The sequence below is a fragment of the Ralstonia flaminis genome (assembly GCF_958415495.1).
GTDB lineage: Bacteria > Pseudomonadota > Gammaproteobacteria > Burkholderiales > Burkholderiaceae > Ralstonia > Ralstonia flaminis.
The window spans coordinates 1-17,812 of record NZ_CATZLL010000014.1; the positions used below are offsets into that span (position 1 = coordinate 1).

At 62.9% G+C, this 17,812-nt stretch carries 19 protein-coding genes; 8 read left to right on the forward strand and 11 right to left on the reverse strand.

Annotated elements, in window-relative coordinates:
• The first annotated feature begins 182 nt into the window (after positions 1-182).
• The 8 genes from R2N11_RS19585 to R2N11_RS19620 all read left to right on the forward strand — a co-directional run bounded on the left by R2N11_RS19585 (position 183) and on the right by R2N11_RS19620 (position 7,078).
• Positions 183-1,034, forward strand: a complete 852-nt coding sequence (locus tag R2N11_RS19585; RefSeq protein ID WP_199030103.1) for a FliM/FliN family flagellar motor switch protein — start codon at positions 183-185, stop codon at positions 1,032-1,034.
• 8 nt (positions 1,035-1,042) lie between these two features.
• Complete coding sequence (gene fliN, locus R2N11_RS19590; protein WP_199030104.1) at positions 1,043-1,387, forward strand: flagellar motor switch protein FliN; 345 nt, start codon at positions 1,043-1,045, stop codon at positions 1,385-1,387.
• 5 nt (positions 1,388-1,392) lie between these two features.
• Entirely contained in the window at positions 1,393-2,178 is a 786-nt protein-coding gene (gene fliP / locus R2N11_RS19595; RefSeq protein WP_199030105.1) for a flagellar type III secretion system pore protein FliP, read from the forward strand.
• Complete coding sequence (locus tag R2N11_RS19600; protein ID WP_199030106.1) at positions 2,178-2,450, forward strand: flagellar biosynthetic protein FliQ; 273 nt, start codon at positions 2,178-2,180, stop codon at positions 2,448-2,450. The genes fliP and R2N11_RS19600 overlap by 1 nt, the downstream gene beginning before the upstream one ends.
• A 2-nt stretch (positions 2,451-2,452) precedes the next feature.
• Positions 2,453-3,247 carry a flagellar biosynthetic protein FliR gene (gene fliR, locus R2N11_RS19605; protein WP_199030107.1) on the forward strand — a complete coding sequence of 265 codons (795 nt, stop codon included), beginning with the start codon at positions 2,453-2,455 and terminating at the stop codon, positions 3,245-3,247.
• 258 nt (positions 3,248-3,505) lie between these two features.
• Positions 3,506-4,642, forward strand: coding sequence for a flagellar type III secretion system protein FlhB (flhB, locus tag R2N11_RS19610; protein ID WP_316682089.1), 1,137 nt, complete (start codon positions 3,506-3,508; stop codon positions 4,640-4,642).
• Positions 4,642-6,744, forward strand: a complete 2,103-nt coding sequence (locus tag R2N11_RS19615) for a flagellar biosynthesis protein FlhA (RefSeq protein ID WP_199030109.1) — start codon at positions 4,642-4,644, stop codon at positions 6,742-6,744. Before flhB ends, R2N11_RS19615 begins: the two co-directional genes overlap by 1 nt.
• A gap of 19 nt (positions 6,745-6,763) precedes the next feature.
• A complete protein-coding gene (locus R2N11_RS19620) occupies positions 6,764-7,078 on the forward strand; it encodes a hypothetical protein (RefSeq protein ID WP_316682091.1) in 315 nt (104 codons plus the stop codon).
• A gap of 313 nt (positions 7,079-7,391) precedes the next feature.
• On the opposite strand, the gene R2N11_RS19625 is transcribed toward R2N11_RS19620, so the two are convergent.
• From R2N11_RS19625 to R2N11_RS19675, 11 genes are all read right to left on the reverse strand, one after another.
• Entirely contained in the window at positions 7,392-8,627 is a 1,236-nt protein-coding gene (locus R2N11_RS19625; protein WP_316682092.1) for a dicarboxylate/amino acid:cation symporter, read from the reverse strand.
• A 132-nt stretch (positions 8,628-8,759) separates the two neighbouring features.
• Positions 8,760-9,854, reverse strand: a complete 1,095-nt coding sequence (locus tag R2N11_RS19630; protein WP_316682093.1) for a hypothetical protein — start codon at positions 9,852-9,854, stop codon at positions 8,760-8,762.
• 10 nt (positions 9,855-9,864) lie between these two features.
• Positions 9,865-10,779 (reverse strand): flagellar hook-associated protein FlgL, encoded by a 915-nt coding sequence (gene flgL / locus R2N11_RS19635; RefSeq protein WP_316682094.1) that lies wholly within the window; start codon positions 10,777-10,779, stop codon positions 9,865-9,867.
• A gap of 10 nt (positions 10,780-10,789) precedes the next feature.
• The gene (flgK, locus tag R2N11_RS19640) at positions 10,790-12,130 is read right to left on the reverse strand and encodes a flagellar hook-associated protein FlgK (RefSeq protein WP_199030114.1); all 1,341 of its coding nucleotides are present in this window, start codon (positions 12,128-12,130) and stop codon (positions 10,790-10,792) included.
• 42 nt (positions 12,131-12,172) lie between these two features.
• Positions 12,173-12,511: a hypothetical protein gene (locus tag R2N11_RS19645; RefSeq protein WP_199030115.1), complete on the reverse strand. Its 339-nt coding sequence runs from the start codon at positions 12,509-12,511 to the stop codon at positions 12,173-12,175.
• A gap of 14 nt (positions 12,512-12,525) precedes the next feature.
• Positions 12,526-13,653 (reverse strand): flagellar basal body P-ring protein FlgI, encoded by a 1,128-nt coding sequence (locus tag R2N11_RS19650; RefSeq protein WP_430715460.1) that lies wholly within the window; start codon positions 13,651-13,653, stop codon positions 12,526-12,528.
• 20 nt (positions 13,654-13,673) lie between these two features.
• Complete coding sequence (gene flgH, locus R2N11_RS19655) at positions 13,674-14,342, reverse strand: flagellar basal body L-ring protein FlgH (RefSeq protein ID WP_199030129.1); 669 nt, start codon at positions 14,340-14,342, stop codon at positions 13,674-13,676.
• Positions 14,342-15,127 carry a flagellar basal-body rod protein FlgG gene (gene flgG / locus R2N11_RS19660; protein WP_199030117.1) on the reverse strand — a complete coding sequence of 262 codons (786 nt, stop codon included), beginning with the start codon at positions 15,125-15,127 and terminating at the stop codon, positions 14,342-14,344. Before flgG ends, flgH begins: the two co-directional genes overlap by 1 nt.
• Before the next feature lie 45 nt (positions 15,128-15,172).
• Positions 15,173-15,898: a flagellar basal body rod protein FlgF gene (locus tag R2N11_RS19665; RefSeq protein ID WP_316682095.1), complete on the reverse strand. Its 726-nt coding sequence runs from the start codon at positions 15,896-15,898 to the stop codon at positions 15,173-15,175.
• Positions 15,899-15,902: 4 nt separating this feature from the next.
• Positions 15,903-17,072: a flagellar hook protein FlgE gene (locus R2N11_RS19670; protein ID WP_316682096.1), complete on the reverse strand. Its 1,170-nt coding sequence runs from the start codon at positions 17,070-17,072 to the stop codon at positions 15,903-15,905.
• Entirely contained in the window at positions 17,069-17,812 is a 744-nt protein-coding gene (locus R2N11_RS19675) for a flagellar hook capping FlgD N-terminal domain-containing protein (protein WP_316682097.1), read from the reverse strand. Before R2N11_RS19675 ends, R2N11_RS19670 begins: the two co-directional genes overlap by 4 nt.

The following is a 17,812-nucleotide window of genomic DNA, read 5'->3' on the forward strand; positions in this document are numbered from 1 at the left end:
GCATGAACCAGATGGTCATGTCGCTGATCCAGTAAGCACGCGCGGCCACCGCCGCAACCCGCTGGAAACCAAGCCAGCCCGCCACAAGCGGGTTGGCTTTTTTGTTGTTCAAGGTCTGTACAACCTTCTGCGCCTTTGAGCATGGGCTGACGACAATGGCGCCATCCCACCCAAACGGAACCATGAACGTGCAGGCATTGCCCACTTCCTCCCGCAACGTGCAGCCCGCGGCGCAGATCGTGCTCGATCCGTGCACGCTGGGCCGGCCGTATCACCTGCTCGACGATGTCCTGCACGAGGTGCAGCGGTGCATCGACCACTATTTCCACGAGCGCTTCAACCTGCGTCGTGGCACCAAGTTCACGGCAACACACATCGCCATCGGTGCATTTCGCCCACGCGATGCCGCCGGCTGGCACGCATATACGTCTGACAACGGGGCGATTGCGGTGCGCGCCACCCGCCACCTGATGCTTGCGCTGCTGGCATGCCATTACGACACACCGTTCGATGCGGCCGCGTCGGCTGATCCGGGGCCGGAATCGGGCACAGAACGCCGCTTTGCCGCGCAAATGCACGGTGCACTGCTGACCGCCTTCGCAACGGCCATTACCGGTGACCGGGCAGACGCGTTCTCTCCAACCACGGATGGGTCCCCCAGCGTGGGTGCGCGCGTTGTGCGCATCACGATCCAGGAGCCCGCGCGCAACCTTTCAGGCGATCTCGAATTCGCACTGGACGACGCTTGGCTGATCCGCCTGTTTGCGCGGCTTGACGCACAGCGCCCGCACGCAACGACGCCCGTTGCCGACGGCACGCCCGCTGGCGTGCGCATTCCGATGCAGCTCACCGTGCGCATGCTGACCAAAGACATGCCGTTGGACGACCTGCTCAAGCTGCGCAGCGGCGACGTGCTACCGGTACGCCTGCCCGAGACCGCTGAGGTGCTGGTGGGCGACGTCCGCCTCTATCGCGCCGCGCTTGCCGAGCAGCAAGGCGCTGTGTGCATCACCGCTTTCGAACCCGTGGAGTAACCCAAGACATGACCTCGCACAACGACATCGACCTGGCCGCCGCACTGGATGAATTTGACATCGGCGACGAATCGCAAACCGCCGTGGAGGCTGCGCCGCAACGCGACCCGATGCGCATGCTGCGCCGCATTCCGGTGCGCCTGACGCTGGAAGTCGGCTCTGCCACCGTACCGCTGGCGGACCTGCTCACGTTCGAGCCCGGCTCGACCGTGGAGCTCGACCGCCTTGCGGGCGAACCGCTCGTCATCAAGGTCAACGGCGCGCAGATCGGCACGGCAGAGGTTGTCGTGTCGGGCGAGCACTACGGCCTGCGGATCGTCGATCTGGACGATCTGAAATCTCTCGCCTCGTGAGCACCATGACGGCCGCCCTGCTGACTTGCCAACCTGCGCGCCAGCCCGTGCGCCGCCGCGCGATCGCGTGCGCGGGCGCAGCACTGGTGGCACTCGCCCTGCCAACGCTTGCGCAGGCCGATGCGCTGACGCTCGCAACGAGCGGCGCAAATGGCCAAGGCTTCACTGTCAAGACGCAGATCCTCGTGTTGATGACGCTGCTCGGGTTGTTGCCCGCGCTGCTGATGACGATGACGAGCTTCCTGCGCTATGTGATCGTGCTATCGCTGCTCAAGCAAGCGCTTGGGCTTCAGCAGGGCCTGCCGGCGCGCATCGTGACCGGCGTCGCACTGGTGCTGACCATGCTGACCATGCGCCCGGTGGGCGAAGAGATCTGGCAGAAGGCATTCGTTCCGTATGATCAGAACAAGATCAGCATGCAGGTGGCGCTGCAGACGGCAGAGCAACCGCTCTCGCGCTTCATGCTGGCGCAAACCAACAAGGCCACGCTCGCACAAATGGCCAAGCTATCCGGCACCGAACACATTGAAAAGCCCGAAGCGCAGCCGTTCCTGGTCAAGCTGTCCGCATTCGTGCTGAGCGAGTTGAAGACCGCGTTCCAGATCGGCGCCATGCTGTTCATTCCGTTCCTGGTCATCGACATCATCGTCGCCTCGGTCTTGATGGCAATGGGGATGATGATGCTGTCGCCGCTTGTGATTTCGCTACCGCTCAAGCTGCTGCTGTTCGTGCTGGTGGATGGCTGGTCGCTGACGGTCAATACACTCATCACCAGTGTGAGGGCGCTCTGATGCTGACACCCGATCTTGCCGCCAGCATGGCCATTGATGCATTGCGTCTGGTGCTGGTCATCATCCTGACGCTTATCACGCCGGGCCTGATTACCGGTGTGCTCGTCGCCCTATTCCAGGCGGCGACGCAGATCAACGAGCAAACCATGAGCTTCCTGCCACGCCTGGTGGTGACGCTGCTGGCGCTGGCGCTGGCCGGCCCGTGGGTCGCAGACCGCGTGATGCACTACACGGTCGAGATCTTCGGCCGTGCCGCGCAACTGGCAGGCTGACGGTGGAAATCGCCTTCGCCAAGCTCTTGCCGCTTGCGAGCGCGATCGTCTGGCCGTTCTGCCGGATCGCCGCCGCGCTCACTGCGGCCCCCATGCTGGGCGAGGCGGCCGTTCCCCTGCGCATCCGCGCGCTGATTGCGCTGGTGCTTGCGCTCGTGGTGCAGCCGGCCATGCCGGCAATGCCTGCAATTGATCCAATGTCGATGCAAGGCGTGGTCGCCATGGCCGAGCAGGTGCTGATTGGCGCGCTGCTCGGCTTTATGTTCCATCTCGTGCAGGCGGTGCTGCAGATGTTTGGCGCGGTGGTGTCGTCGCAGATGGGGCTGTCGATGGCTCAGATCAACGATCCGTTGAGCGGGCAGATGACCGACGTGGTGACGAGCATGATGTATGTCGTGTTCATCCTGCTGTTCTTCGCCGTGGATGGTCATCTGGTCATCACGCACGTACTCGCTCGCAGCTTTACCGTATGGCCGGTCGGCAGCTTTGCGTTTGACATGGAAGCGCTCAGGCGCCTGGCCTTTGCGGCGGGCTGGATGTTCTCAGCCGCCGTTGCGCTGATGCTGCCCGTGATGTTTGCCACGCTGGTGGTGCAAATCGGGCTGGGCCTGCTGAATCGCGCGGCCCCCTCACTCAACCTCTTCTCGCTCGGCTTTTCGGTGACGACGATGTTCGGCCTGCTGCTATTGACGCTGCTGCTGCCGTCGCTGCCGGACCACTACGGCCGGATGATCTCGCATGTGCTGGATCTGTACGACCAATTGGCCATGCCGGTGGTGCCAGCCAAGCGCATGTGACGAGCCCAGCGCTCGACCGTGCGCCACACGCCACAATAAGCCCCCAATCAGGGCGCTTGCGCCACATGTAGAAGGTGCCTGCCCCTCCGTTCAAGGTCTGTCCAACCTTCTTAAGGTTCCGTCATGACACGTCGACAATGGTGCCAACTCACCAGATGGGGCCATGAACGTGTCGGTATTCCTCTCCTTCTTCATCAAGGCGCAACCCGTCATGCCAGCCATGCCGTCGATGTCGCCCACGTTGGCTAAGGGGGCCTGATGAGCCAGCAGTCCAAAGGCGACAAGACCGAAAAAGCCACCCCGCAGAAGCTGCGCAAGGCCAAGAAAGAAGGCCAGGTGGCGCGCTCGCGCGACATTGGCACCGCAGTCGGCGTGCTGGTGGCGCTCAAGCTGATTGTCGTGCTCGCGCCTGGCTGGCTGATCGACCTGCGTCGGCTGTTCGCACTGTCGTTTGCCGATCTGTCGGCCGACGGCGCACTGGGCGATACCGCTTCCATGCTGTTTCCGGCCACGCTGCTGCTCATTGGCAAGATGCTCGCGCCGCTGGTGGCGGTGCCAGCGGCGGTGATCATCGCCTCGATAGTGCCGGGCGGCTGGGTAATGAGCAGCAAGAACTTCATGCCGAAGATGAGCCGCATGAACCCGATTGAGGGGATCAAGCGGCTCGTGTCAGGCAAGCATTACATCCAGTTCGGTACGACGATGGTGAAGGCGATGGCGTTGATCGCGACGCTGGTCATCGTCTGCCGCGTGAACCTGGTTGGCTTTGCCAAGCTGCAAGGCGCGCCGCTTGCCAACGCATTGGCCGGGGGTGCAGACCTGTTTCTGAATTCAGCGCTGGCGATGGCCGGCATGCTCGTGCTGTTCGCGCTGATTGACGTGCCCGTGCAGTGGATGATCTTCATGCGCGGCCAGCGCATGAGCAAGCGCGACATCAAGGACGAAATGAAACAGTCCGAAGGCAAGCCGGAAGTGAAGAGCCGGATCCGTCAGATCCAGCGCCAGCTTGCACGCCAGGGCATCCGAAAGACCGTGCCGACGGCCGATGTGGTGGTAATGAACCCAACCCATTACGCCGTGGCGCTGAAGTACGACGAATCCAGGGCGCACGCCCCCTACGTTGTTGCAAAGGGCATCGACGAGACGGCGCTCTTCATCCGCGACGTGGCGAAAGAACACGGCATTGAGGTGATTGAACTGCCGCCGCTGGCGCGTGCGGTGTACCACACCAGCCAGGTGAACCAGCAGATTCCGGCCGCGCTGTATCGCGCCGTCGCCCAAGTGCTGACCTACGTGCTGCAGATCAAGGCGTTCCGCCACGGCAAGCGCGGCCTGGAGCCGATGCTACCGAACCATTTCGATATTCCTGACCATTTGCAAAAGGCCCAATCCTGATGAACGCACTCGCCCCCTACCTGGGTATGCTCAAGCGGATGAAGTTCGGCGTGCCGCTTGCCGTGTTCGCCATCCTTGCGATGGTGATCCTGCCGCTGCCGCCGATCGCGCTGGACATGATGTTCACGTTCAACATCGTGCTGGCCATCGTCGTCGTGATGGTGGCCGTCACCGTCAAGCGGCCGCTGGACTTCTCGGCATTCCCGACCATCATCCTGGCCGCCACGCTGATGCGGTTGACACTGAACGTGGCCTCCACCCGCGTGGTGCTGCTCAACGGCCACACGGGCACGGCCGCGGCCGGTCAGGTGGTGGAGTCGTTCGGTAACGTGGTGATCGGCAACAACTTCGTGGTCGGCCTGGTGGTGTTCGTGATCCTGATGATCATCAACTTCGTCGTGGTGACCAAAGGTGGCGAGCGGATCTCGGAAGTGTCGGCACGCTTTACGCTTGATGCGCTACCCGGCAAGCAGATGGCCATCGATGCGGATCTGAACGCTGGCGTCATCACGCAGGAGCAGGCCCAGAAGCGCCGCAAGGACGTCACCTCCGAAGCCGACTTCTACGGCGCAATGGACGGTGCCTCGAAGTTTGTGCGTGGGGACGCCATCGCCGGCATTCTGGTGCTCGTCATCAACCTGATCGGCGGTCTGGTGATTGGCGTGATGATGCACGACCTGTCCACCGCCGACGCCTTCCGCCAATACGCACTGCTGACGATCGGTGACGGCCTGGTTGCGCAAATTCCTGCGCTGCTGCTGTCGGCCGCCGCTGCGGTGATCGTCACCCGAATCAACGACTCGCGCGATTTCGAACAACAAGTCGGCCAGCAGTTGTTGGCTTCGCCCGTTGTACTGTTCAGCGCCGCTGCCCTGATGGCTGCGCTGGGCCTGATTCCGGGCATGCCGACGCTGGTGTTCCTGGGCTTTGCGGCTGTGCTGGGCTATGTGGGCTGGAAAATGGCGCGGCGCCCCTCTCCGGCGGAAGAAGAAAGCGCCAGCGAAACCGCTCGCACGATGGAGGCCGCCCTGGCCGCCCCGCGTGAGGAAACGCTGGACTGGAGCAGCCTGCCGTACGTGGATGCGCTCTCGGTGTCGCTGGGTTACAAGCTCGTACAGCTCGTAGACCGTACACAAGGTGCGCCGCTCGTGCGCCGCCTGCAGGGCACGCGCCAGAGCCTGTCAGAATCGCTCGGCTTTCTGCTGCCACCCATTGGCGCGCGTGACGACATGAGCCTGCCGCCTGCCGGCTACGCCATCATGCTCAACGGCACCGCACTGGCCCAAGCGCAGGTGCAGCCCGGCAAGATGATGGCCATTCCGTCACCCACCGTGTACGGCGAGCTCGATGGCACGCCTGGCGTGGACCCGGCCTACGGCATGCCCGTGACCTGGATCGAACCCGAACAGAAGGCACATGCGCTCGGCCTCGGCTACCAAGTGGTCGATTGCGCCACGGTCATCGCCACGCACGCCAGCAAGCTGGTGCGCGAAGCCCTGCCCGAGCTGTTCAGCTACGACAACGTCACGGCCATCATCGAGCGTCTGACCACCATTGCACCAGTGTTGAGCGATGCCTTGGGCAAGGCGCTGACGCACAGCCAACTGCGCAAGGTCTTCCGAACGCTGCTGGCTGAGAACGTGTCGATCAAGGACATCGAGACTGTGGCCGCCACGCTGGTGGAGGCATCCGAGACCACCAAGGAACCGTTGCTGCTTGCTGCCGAGGTCCGCTGCGCGCTACGCCGCCAGATCGTGGCGGGGCTCAACGGCCAGCAAGCGGAGCTCAAGGGCTTCAGCCTGACGACCGAACTAGAGAACATCCTGTTGAGTGCGCTCAGCCGTTCGGAGCAATCCGGCGTGCGCGCCCCGATCGACAACTTCCCGGTCGAGCCGAATGTGCTCTCGCAACTGCAGACGCACATGCCCGCCGTGACCGAGCAGATGAAGCAGATGGGCCTGACCCCGCTGCTTCTGGTGATTCCGCGTATCCGGCCGATACTCGCGCGTTACGCCAAGCTGTTTGCACCAGGGCTGGCCGTGCTGTCGTACAACGAAATTCCGGAGAACAAGGAAGTCAGCGTCGTTGGCGCGCTGGGGTAAGACGCCGGTCTGGACCAGCATGCAAAAGGCCCGCTGCAGCAATGCCGCGGGCCTTTTTGCATGGGTGCGATGGACGCAGGTTCGCTATCGTGCGGGGCTGGGCTGGCTGAAGCGGATCGCATGCGCGCCAGCGTTAGGGCGTATGCACGACATCACTCCGGACCGTCGGATTGCCCGCATTCCTATGTTGCGGCGCCTCTCGGGAGTCGGTGAACTCACGCGCATTCAGTGTTTCAGCCGACGTACCAGCACGCTTCCGTTGTCGAACGCGGACCTGGTCGGCGTTGCCCTCGGAGAAAAGGACATGGCCGGCGCCACCCTTCTGGCGCCGTGATTTTCCGGTGGCCGGGTCGCCATATTCGAACCGGTTGTTCTCTGCACGCCAGATCGAGACGCCGACAACATCAGGGGTCTGCTCACCCCAGTTTTTGAGGGGCTGCGCTTCTCGTAGTGTTCGCGGCCTTCGCACGCCTCCTATTTCAGCCGTGCCAGTAGAGACCTGCAACAACAGCAGGCTCTACAACCACAGCCGATGCCCAGGAAAGCACCTGAAGGAAACGCAACACGAAAAAAAGGCCACCCTGGGTGGCCTGTTGGTATGGGAGCGCGGCGCCGTTGGCTGCACCGTACCCCGCCTCTTACATTGCTTACGCGCGGTTGTACTTGTCGATATCCAGCGCACCTTCCGCACGCGCCACGACCACGGCCGTCACCGTATCGCCCGTCACGTTGGCGGACGTGCAGCACATGTCGATCAGCCGGTCCACAGCAGCGATGACAGCGATCACCTCCAGAGGCAACCCAACCGCCGTCAGCACTAGGCTCATCACCACCAGGCCCGCGCCCGGAATGCCAGCCGCACCAATCGAGGCGAGCGTGGTCGTGACGACCACCATCACCATCTGCCCCATCGACAGCTCGATGCCATAGGCATTGCTGGCAAAAATCGCCACGGTGCCCAGGTAGCTCGCCAGACCGGCCATGTTGATGGTCGAGCCCAGCGGCAGCACGAAGCTTGCGATGCGGCCGTCGACACCCAGGCGCGTCTGGCAGGTCTCCATGTTGAGCGGAAGCGTAGCCGCGCTGCTTGCCGACGAGTACGCGAAGAGCTGCACCGGCAGCATCTTGCGCAGGAATGGCAACGGGTTGAGGCCAAACACGGCCAGCAACATGCTGCACATGACGAGCATCACCACCACCAGCACCGCATAGTTGACCGCCACAAGCGAGCCGAGATGGCCCAGCGCCGAGAAACCATGGTCAGCCGTCACATAGGCCATCAGCCCGAACACGCCAGCCGGCGCAAATTTGAGCACCATACCGATCAGCTTGAAGACGACGGCCGACAGGCTGTCGAAAAAGCCGTGCACGGGTTCACCGCGTTCGCCCGACAGGTTGATCGCCAGGCCGAAGAAGATAGCGAACACGATGGTCGGCAGCAGTGCCCCATCGGAAAACGATTTGAATGGATTGGAGGGAATGGCCGACAACAGCGCATCTTTCAGGCTGGTCGGCTCGACAAGCGCCGTGGCGTCCACCACAACGGGCAAATCAAAACCCCTGCCGATTTCGAACAGCCCTGCCGTGCTCATTGCGAGTACGGCCGTTGCAGACATCAGCAGCGCATAGATGGCGATCGATTTCCAGGCGATCCGGCGCATGGCGGCAAGATCGGACAACGAGGTAATGCCGTTGATGAGCGACACAAACACGACCGGGATCACGCACATGCGGATCAGCGACATGAACACGTCGCCCAACGGTTGCAGCATCTTGGCCGGCTCACCAATAAAGTGGCCCGCTGCGATACCAAGGATGAGCGCAAGAAGGATTTGCGTGCCGGCGCTCAAGCGCGGGCGGAACAAACGGGGGGAGTGCTTCATCGCCGATGTCTCCTTTCGGGAAGTGGATCTCCCCGTCAGAGTCACTGATTCACAAGCGACGCTGAACAATGTTCAACAGAATCTTGATGATCAACTGGCTGTTGACGATTCCGGCAACGCCGCACCCTGTGCTCAGGCCTTGAGTAAGGTTTCAACGCGTGCGCGGCTCAGGCCCGAGAGCGTTGCCGAGACGGCCGACAGCACGTTGTAGTCGCCGGTGCGCGAGAGTTCTGCCGTCACCGATTGGGCCGCATCGTTGGCCAGCGTTCTGGCTGCGCGCCCCGTTCCTTCCCGCACGCCCTTGGAAGCGACGTCGAGCTCCGCGCGCAGCGTCTGCTGCGCTTGACCGAGGCCTTCAAGCGCAAGCACAACCTCGCGCAATGCCACACGTTGCGATGCTCGGTCACCGGCCTTCCAGCGCCCAGGCTCCACAGCCTCCGGCGCCACATCAGCGCGCGCACGGCTTGGTCGACCACCCGGAAAGCGCTTGCCTGCGCCGCGCAGCATCATCTGGTCACGCACAACCGGCCAGCGGGATTCTGCAACCGTGAAGTCGACCTGCCCATCTGCCGCCAGCGTTACGCGGATACCATTGCTGGCCAGCGCACGGTCCAGTCGCCGCGCAAACGCAGCGGGCTCCAGCGTGTCGTCGCCAAACGTGAGCGAAGCTGTTTGCTTACCCAGCCCTGCGGGGTGAAACGTCAGCATCTCTGGGCTACCGCGGCGCCATTGCTCAACGTCAAGCCCGCGCAGGCGAAAGGTTCGTGTCGCGTCCCCCGCTGGACGCACAGCGAGTTGGGCGTCGAGCACGCCACCTGTTGCCGCCGCTCGCTCACGCCAAAGCGCATCGAACCTAGCAATCCTGGCCGCCGGATCGTCACCGGCGCGCGGCGCACCGCTCAGCGCGGCGCTCAACGATGCTTTCAGTCCATGCAAGTGCACGGCAGCCGCATCGGCAAAGGCCAACGCGCGCTGCACGCCGGTCACATCGGTATTCAGCTGGGCCTGGCTGGCCGTGAAATTGGCAGCCGCGCCAGGCAACAGGGGGGGGCCGATCAGCTTGCTTTTGGGGATCGGCAGCGTTTGCGCGCTGGCAGACAGCGCAGCCGATGCCTGGGCCGCCTGCGCCGCGTCCGCCCCGCGCCGTGCATGGCTGGATACCGTAGCATCGCTGCTACGTCCCAAATGCGCACGCTCGATGCCCTGTGTGCTCAGTCGCGTATCCATGGCGACGATCTCAGATGGCGTCGAACAGCGACAACTGCTTCATGCGGCCGTAAATCTGGTACGTACCCTTCATGGCTGCTATGTAGTTATTGAGTTGGTCGTAGGCCTCAGCAAAATCCAGCTCACCCACCAGTTGCGTCGCCTGCCCATTGGCAATGAGCTGCGCCGAATGGTTGTCGTCCATCAGTTGAAGCGTGTTCTGCGCACCACCCAGGCCAGCAATCTTCGCGGACAGCGCATCCACACCCTTGCTCGACGTGGCATCGAGGGCCGCCGTCACGATGTCCCGCAGCGCGGGGTCGTTCGGATCGACGTTCGCATCGCCAAGCGCATCGACTGCGGCTTCGAGCTTGTTCATGACCTCAGCCAATTGATCGACCGTCACGTTGGCGGTTTGCGTCACGCCATGTCCGATCACGACGCTCTGCGTCTCGGCGTTGCCCGCATACGTATATCGGCTGCCGGCGGGTGCACTCGGATCGTAGGCAATCGGGGCCGTGCCCGTGAGCGTGCCGGAGAACAGGTAGTTGCCATCGCTGTCCTTTGCGTTGGCGGCGTGCTTGAGGTTGTCGAGCAGCGTACGCAGCGGGCCCGCCATGGCGTTCAGGTCAGGCGCGCTGTGGCTGCCGTCGGCGGCGGCTGTCAACATGTCCTTGGCCGACATCATGGTGTCGAGCATGCCGTCCAGATGGGCTTCGTTCTTCTGCAGGCGCACTGTCAGCGTGTCAATGTTCTTGCGATATCGTGCCGTCAACGACGTGTCGCGCTCAAGCATCAGCAGCCGCACGGCGGCAATCGGGTCGTCAGACGCACGCTGCACACGCTGGCCTGACGTCATCTTGGACGTAAGGTCAGCGGCCTTGGAGCTCGACGCCCGCAAGGTGGAGAGCATCATGTTGCCGAGTTGCTGGTTGGTGATACGCATGGTGTTCTCCTTAGAAGCTCTTGATCGTCGCGTCAAACAACTCATTCGCGACAGAGATGACTTTCATGTTGGCCGAATACACCTGCATGTACTCAGCGATGTTGACGGCTTCCTCCTCCATGCTGACACCCGACACCGCAAGCCATGCCTCTTCCGACTGCTTGCGGACCTCACCCGCCATCGCCAGCATCGACTGGTTTTGCTGGGCTTGAGCGCCAAGCTTGCCGACAAGCATCGTGTACGCGTCGCCAAGCGAGGTTTCACCAAAGCCCGGCAGGTTGATCTTCTCGGAGCGCAGGCCGATCAACTTGAGCAGGTTGTCGTTGTTGCCAGGTGCGCTCGGGTCCGACGAGAAGCCAAGCTGGTCAGGTGTCATGTCATTGACCGTCAAACGGCCCGTGACCGGATCAAACGTGAACAGCGGTTGGCCCGGCTGGCCATCCATGCCGTAGCCGGCCTGCATCTGCGTGTTGAAGCGATCGGCAATCTCGCCCGCAAGCGAGCGCATCGCCTCCATTTGCGGCAGCAGCGTATCTTGTGCGAACGTGAACAGCCCACCCAGCGAACCGCCCACCTTGCTGCCGTCCAGCGCATGCTGCGTGCCGCCAAGCTCGTAGGTCAGACCAAACGTGCCATCTGCCAGCGTCTCGACACCCAGCTTGGCCACTTGCGACCCCGCCACGAGCGGCGCGCCACCCACGAGGTTCACGTCAATCGTGCCATCCGGCTGGCGCACCGTGCGAATCTCGGCCAGGGCGGCCAGTTGGTCGATCGCCTGGTCGCGCTGGTCGATCAGCTCGGACGGCGCACCACCCATCGCCTCGGCATCGGCAATGCGCCGGTTCAGGTCCGCAATGGATGCGCTCAGGCCGTTGATCTGATCTGCCGTGGCTGCGCTTTGCTGGCGCAGCGTGTCGAGCTGGCCGCGCATCATTTGCTGCAGATTGTTGAAGCTCGTGGCCAGCCCGCTCGCTGCCATCAACACCTGCTGGCGCAGCGCGGGGTTGGTGACGTCGGCGCTGGCCTCATCAAGCGCGCCGAAGAACCGGTCGAGTCCGGCCTTGACACTGCCGTCTTCCAGGCCCATCACCTCCTCAAGCTGGCGGAAATACGACTCTCCAACGCCATACTGGCCAGCCGGGCCATTCGATGCCCACTTCTGCTCAGTCTTGTAGTGATCGCCAAAGCGGATCAGCGAGCCCACGTCAACACCGCCACCAACGCGCGAGATCAGCATCACGCCCTGGCGCGTATAGCCAGGCGTCAGCAGGTTTGCGGTGTTGCGCGCCGACATGTTGAGCCCAGCCTGCGCTGCAAGCGTGCCGGACAGGCCGATTCGGGTGATGTTCATGATGTACGTGCTCCGTTATCCGTTGAATGCGCCCAAAGCGCGTTAGTCGTTCGTGCTCGCGGTCTCGCGCGGTAGCATCTGTGCGACCAGCGTGTCGGCAATGCCGAACGCCCGCTGATGCGCAATCGCATCAGCCACAACCCGGTTTGCGTAGTCGAGCATCGAATCGCTGGACTTGTCATCAAAGCCGTTGTCCGCCTTGAGCTGGTCAGTTGCCTTCTTCATCTCGTTGAGCATCTGGGCGATGAACATGCCCTCAAACTGCACGGCAGCGGCTTCAATTTTCTGGCGATCCGTGGCTTCGGCCGGGCGGATAGCGCTCGCATCGGCGCCTGTAGCGCTATTGGACGCGCGTGAAATCGGCATGAAATCGTGTGTCATTGCTTGGTTCCTCGTCAGATCACCACCAGCTCGCCCGTCAGCGCGCCGGCTTCGGACAGCGCCTGCAGAATCGCCATCAGGTCATCAGGAGTCGCGCCGGTGCGGTTGATCGTGTCGACAATCGCCTGCAAGCTTGCACCGGACTTCCACTGGAAGGCGTTGCCGCCGCGCTGCGAGACATCAATCTCGCTAACCGGCGCGGCAACCGTGGTGCCACGCGCAAATTCGTTCGGCTGGCTGACTGCCGTGCCTTCGGCAATCGTCACCTTCAGCGCCCCGTGCGAAACAACAGCGGGCTTGACAGTCACCCCTTGACTGATAACGACGGTGCCTGTGCGCGAGTTAAATACGATGCGCGGCGCCACCTCTGTTTGCCCAACCTTCAGTGCGCGCAGCTTGGCGACAAACGCAACGCGCTGACTCGGCCCCTGAGGCGCGGCCACGTCTACCGAGGTCGCATCTGCCGTGCTCGCCACTTCGCCACCGAGTGCCTGGTTGATGGCATCGACAATGCGTGACGCCGTCTGGAAATCCGGCCGCTTGAGGTTCAGGCGCACGCTGGGCGTTTCTGCAAAATCCGTCGCCACTTCGCGCTCGATCGTTGCTCCTTTCGGAATGCGGCCCGTGGTGGGCGTATTGATGGTGACGCTCGACCCGCTACGGCCCTGTGCATTTAGGCCTGGAATCACCAGGTTGCCCTGCGCCAGCGCATAGACATCGCCGTCAGCCGCGCGCAGCGGCGTCATCAGCAGCGTACCGCCGCGCAAGCTCTTGGCATCGCCCAGCGACGAGACGGTCACGTCAATCGTCTGACCGCGCCGATAGCCCGGCGGAAAGGTCGCACTCACCATGACAGCCGCCGCGTTGCGCGAGCGCAGGTTGACGTTCTCCGGCAGACGCGTGCCGAACTGCTTGAGCATATTCGCCAGCGACTGCGTGGTGTACTTGGCTTGCGTGCCGTCACCCGACCCAGCCAGCCCAACGACGATGCCATAGCCGACGAGCGCGTTTTCACGCACGCCCTCTACATCGACGAGAGCGCCGACCGTTTGTGCATGCACGTTGCGCACAGGACCGAAAACCGTTGCGGTCATCGCAATCAAACAGGCGGCGGCAACACTGGCGAGACGGGTCAGTTTCATAGCAAATCCTTTGAATAGGCTCAGAACGGCATCCACGGGCTGTTAAAGAAACGCGTCAGCCAGCCGGGTTGGTTGGCGTCGGCCAGCGAGCCGCGGCCCGCGTAGTGGATCCGCGCATTGGCCACACGCTGCGACGACACGCGGTTGTTTGCGTCAATATCGGCCGCGCGCACATAGCCCGACAGCCGCACGGTCTCTTCCCCCTGGTTCAGCACGAGGCGTTTTTCACCACGCACCTGCAGCAGGCCGTTGGGCAGCACACGCTGCACCACCACGGTGACGGAGCCACGCAGCATGTTCTGCTGCGAGCTTGAGCCCGTACCGTCAAAGCCGCGCTTGGCACCCAAAGTGGCATCCAACGGCAGCTCCACGCCAAAGACCGATGGTTTGCTCGCACTTACGCTGCTGTTCTTGCCGACTTGCGTGCCGCTCTTCTTGCTCGCCTGCGTGGTTTCGTCCAGCTCGACGGTAAGCACATCGCCGGAGCGGAATGCGCGTATATCGGAGGTGAGCGACCACGCTTGATCCGGCACCAGCACGCCACCCGCCGACCCACGGCGCACCTCGAATGCGGTGTCCGGCATGTCGTCCACTTCTGGCGAACGGTCGTAGTCGTGCAGTGGCCCCGTGGCGCAACCGGCCAGCACGGCCAGCGCAGCACATGCAGCGAGCAAGCGGGCGGCGTTCATCATCGTGCCGCCTGAGAGAGGTACTGCATCATGTTGTCCGCAGCGGACAACACCTTGGTGTTCATCTCATAGGTGCGCTGCGCAGCGATCATCTCGACCATTTCTTCCACAGCCGTCACGTTCGAGCCTTCCAGCGCGCCCTGCTTGAGCGTGCCCAACCCGTCGCGCCCCGGCTCGCCTTCGTTCGGTGGGCCACTGGCACTGGTTTCGGCGTACAGGTTGTCACCCAGTGCGAGCAGGCCGGCCGGGTTCAAGAAGTTGGCGAGCTGCAGCTGGCCGATCTCGGTCGGCGTCGTGTTTGCGCCAGTCGTGACTGACACAACACCGTTCTCGCCAATCGTCAGGCCCGTTACATCGGCGGGAATGTCGATCGATGGCACGATCGGCAGCCCCTGCCCATTGGTCAGACGCCCTTCCTGGTTGCGCCGGAGCTGGCCCGCACGGGTATAGCCCACCTCGCCGTTGGCCATTTCGACCTGCAGGAAGCCGTTACCAACGATGGCTACGTCGTGCGTCTGACCAGTCGTCTGCAGAGCACCGGAGGTGAACACCTTCTGCGTACCGACCAGCCGGGTACCGTTGCCCAGTTGCACGCCCGGTGCCGTCGCGTTGTCCGCAACTTGCGCGCCCGGTTGTTGCTCGGTGCGATAAAACAGATCTTCGAAGACCGCGCGATCGCGCTTGAAGCCGACAGTGTTGACGTTGGCCAGGTTGTTCGCGATTGTCTGCAGCTTCGATTCCTGCGCCTGAATGCCTGTTTTGCTGATCCACAATGCGGGATTCATAGTTGACCTTTAGCGTTGTGTGTTGATTGGGTCGCCTGCATCCGCTTAACCGCGGATCAACCGGTTACCGGCGTCGGCCATTTCGTCCGCCACCTTGTAGAGCTTCATCTGCATTTCAAACGAGCGCGTGAGCGACATGGTCTGCATCATTTCCTCGACCGCAGACACGTTGCTGCCTTCCAGATGCCCGCCCTTGACGGCGACGTTGGCGTCCGCCCCGTACTCGGTGCCGCTGCGCGACACGATCAGGCCCTGCGCGTTCTTCATCAGGTCTGCCGGCTCGGGGTTCACCAGCAGCAGGCGCCCGACGTCTTGCGTGCCCTGCTCACCGGTGGCAACGATGGAAATCGTGCCGTCCGTGCCGATCGTCAGGGTGTCGTGCTCAGGCAGCACGATGGGGCCACCGTCGCCCAGCACCGTGCGGCCGTTCAGCGTCAGAGATCCATCGCCTTCGAGCCGAAGCGAGCCGGTGCGCGTGTAAGCCACGCCGTCGTCGGTCTCCACCGCCAGATAACCGGCGCCGCTGATCGCCACGTCCAGCGCGCGGCCCGTCTCGTTAAGCTTGCCGGGCGTGTGGTCGACGTGCGTTGCCGTCAGCGCGGCGTGATGACGCGAGTCGTAGCCATAGCCCTGCGCTGCCTCACTGGTGACGGTCGCCAAATCGGCGCGAAAGCCCGCCGTCTGCGCGTTTGCCAGGTTGCTGGCCCGAACGTTGAGCGCGCGCAGCGAGTGGTCTGCGCCGGTCATCGCGGTATAGATAAATGCATCCATCGCGTTACAGCGCCTGCATCAGCGTGCGCATCATTTCGTTCTCGGTGGACAGCACCTTCGAGTTGGCCTGGTAGTTCTGCTGCGCGCCCATCAGGTTCACCAGTTCGGAGGTCATGTCGACGTTCGACTGCTCGACCGCGCCCACGGCCAGCTTGCCCGCCATGCCCACACCCGCTGTGCCAAGCAGCGGCTCACCCGTAGCACCGCTGGCCTGCCAGGCTGAACCATCCACCGGCACCAGGCCGTTTTCATTCTGGAACGTAGCGATGGCCAGTTGACCCGCCGATAGCTTCTTGCCGTTGCTGTACTGCACCTGGATCGAGCCGTCTTCGGCCAGCGACACGCCCGTCACCGTGCCGGACTTGTAGCCGTCCGCGCGGTTCTTCGCGGTGCTCTGGTCTCCGCCAAACATGGTCGTGCCGGTGTAGCTGATGGCGATCGACAACGGGGCCGCGCCAGTCGGCGTGCCCAGGTCCAGATCCACGGAGCCGATCGGCATGACCATCTTGCCCTCGGTGTCAAAGCTCAGGAATGTGGGCAGACCAACGTCTTCACCATCCATGGCGTAGTACACCTGCATATCGTTGCCGGCGCCCTTAACGAAGTACTGCGTCACGGTGTGCTCGCGGCCGAGCGAATCGGTCACGGTGGTGGCCGACATGCCGTTGTACGACTGCGGGTTGTCCTTATCGAATGGCGTGACGCTGGGCTCCTTCCAGTCGGCAGACATATTGCCGACGTACTCCAGTGAGCTGCTGGCCTCTGCGGGAATCCCGCCCGTGGGCACGGTCAGGTCGCCCAGCGCGCCGCTCTCGCCATAGCCCTGCACGCGACGAAGCATGAAGTCGATCACGTTGCCGTCTTTATCGACGTCGAACATGCCGGCGCGCGAATACACCATCGAGCCGTCGGTATCACGCGAGACAAAGAAGCCCTTGCCCGAGATGGCGGCGTCCATGCCGCGGCCGGTGGGCAGGAGGTTGCCGCTGATGCTCATCGACTGCGAGGTCGAGCCGATCGACACACCCGATGGCATGGCGTTGATGTAGCTCGACGCAAAGTTCGCACGGCCGGACTTGAAGCCAACCGTACCGCTGTTGGCGATGTTGTTGCTGATCTGATTGAGCTGGCCGTTGATTGCATTGATGCCAGCAAGTGCGATGTTGAAGCTCATGACAGGAACCTATTCAGAAAGGGGATGGGAAAGAGACCGTTTTCTCGCTCTTGCTCGTGGGCTTGTTCCTTCTTCTGCGGACGACCAAGGAAGCGGGTGATATCAGCGGTGTCAACGTCGCCAACACCGGCAACAGACAGGATCACGCGGCCGTCGGCGCCTAGGCGCACGCTCTGCAGTTCTCCGGTCAGTTCAACGTCGGGCTTTTCGCCGGTGTCGGCCGATACGCGCACCTTGTAGTCGCCGGGCGGCAGATCATGTTCAGCCGGGTCGATCTCGAAATCGACCGTGCCGGCCTCGCGCGGGCCCAGCGGGATCTTGTGCTCTGTGCCGTCAGGGCCAGTCAGAATGAGCTCCACATCGCTGGCCGACGAGTCCAGCGTAAAGCCGCCGCGCACGGTCTCGCCATCCAGCTCGACGGAATCGGCACGCACACGCACCAGCGAACCCACCTGCGAGCCAAGCGACACGACGAGCATGCTTTCCTGCATGGCGGCCGTCGCGGCGCTGATCTGAGCCAGCGTCTGCATGGCTTCCACCTGGCTCATCTGCGCAAACTGCGTGACGAACTGGCTGGCTTCCATCGGGGCGAGCGGATCCTGGTTCTGGATCTGCGCGATCAGCAGTGTGGTGAACATGTTCGACAGGCTGCCCGAATCTTTGTTGGCGCCCGGCAGCGATGCACCGTCACCCACGCCTGCGCCGTTGTTGGCTTGCGTGCCGTTGTTTTGGATATTCAT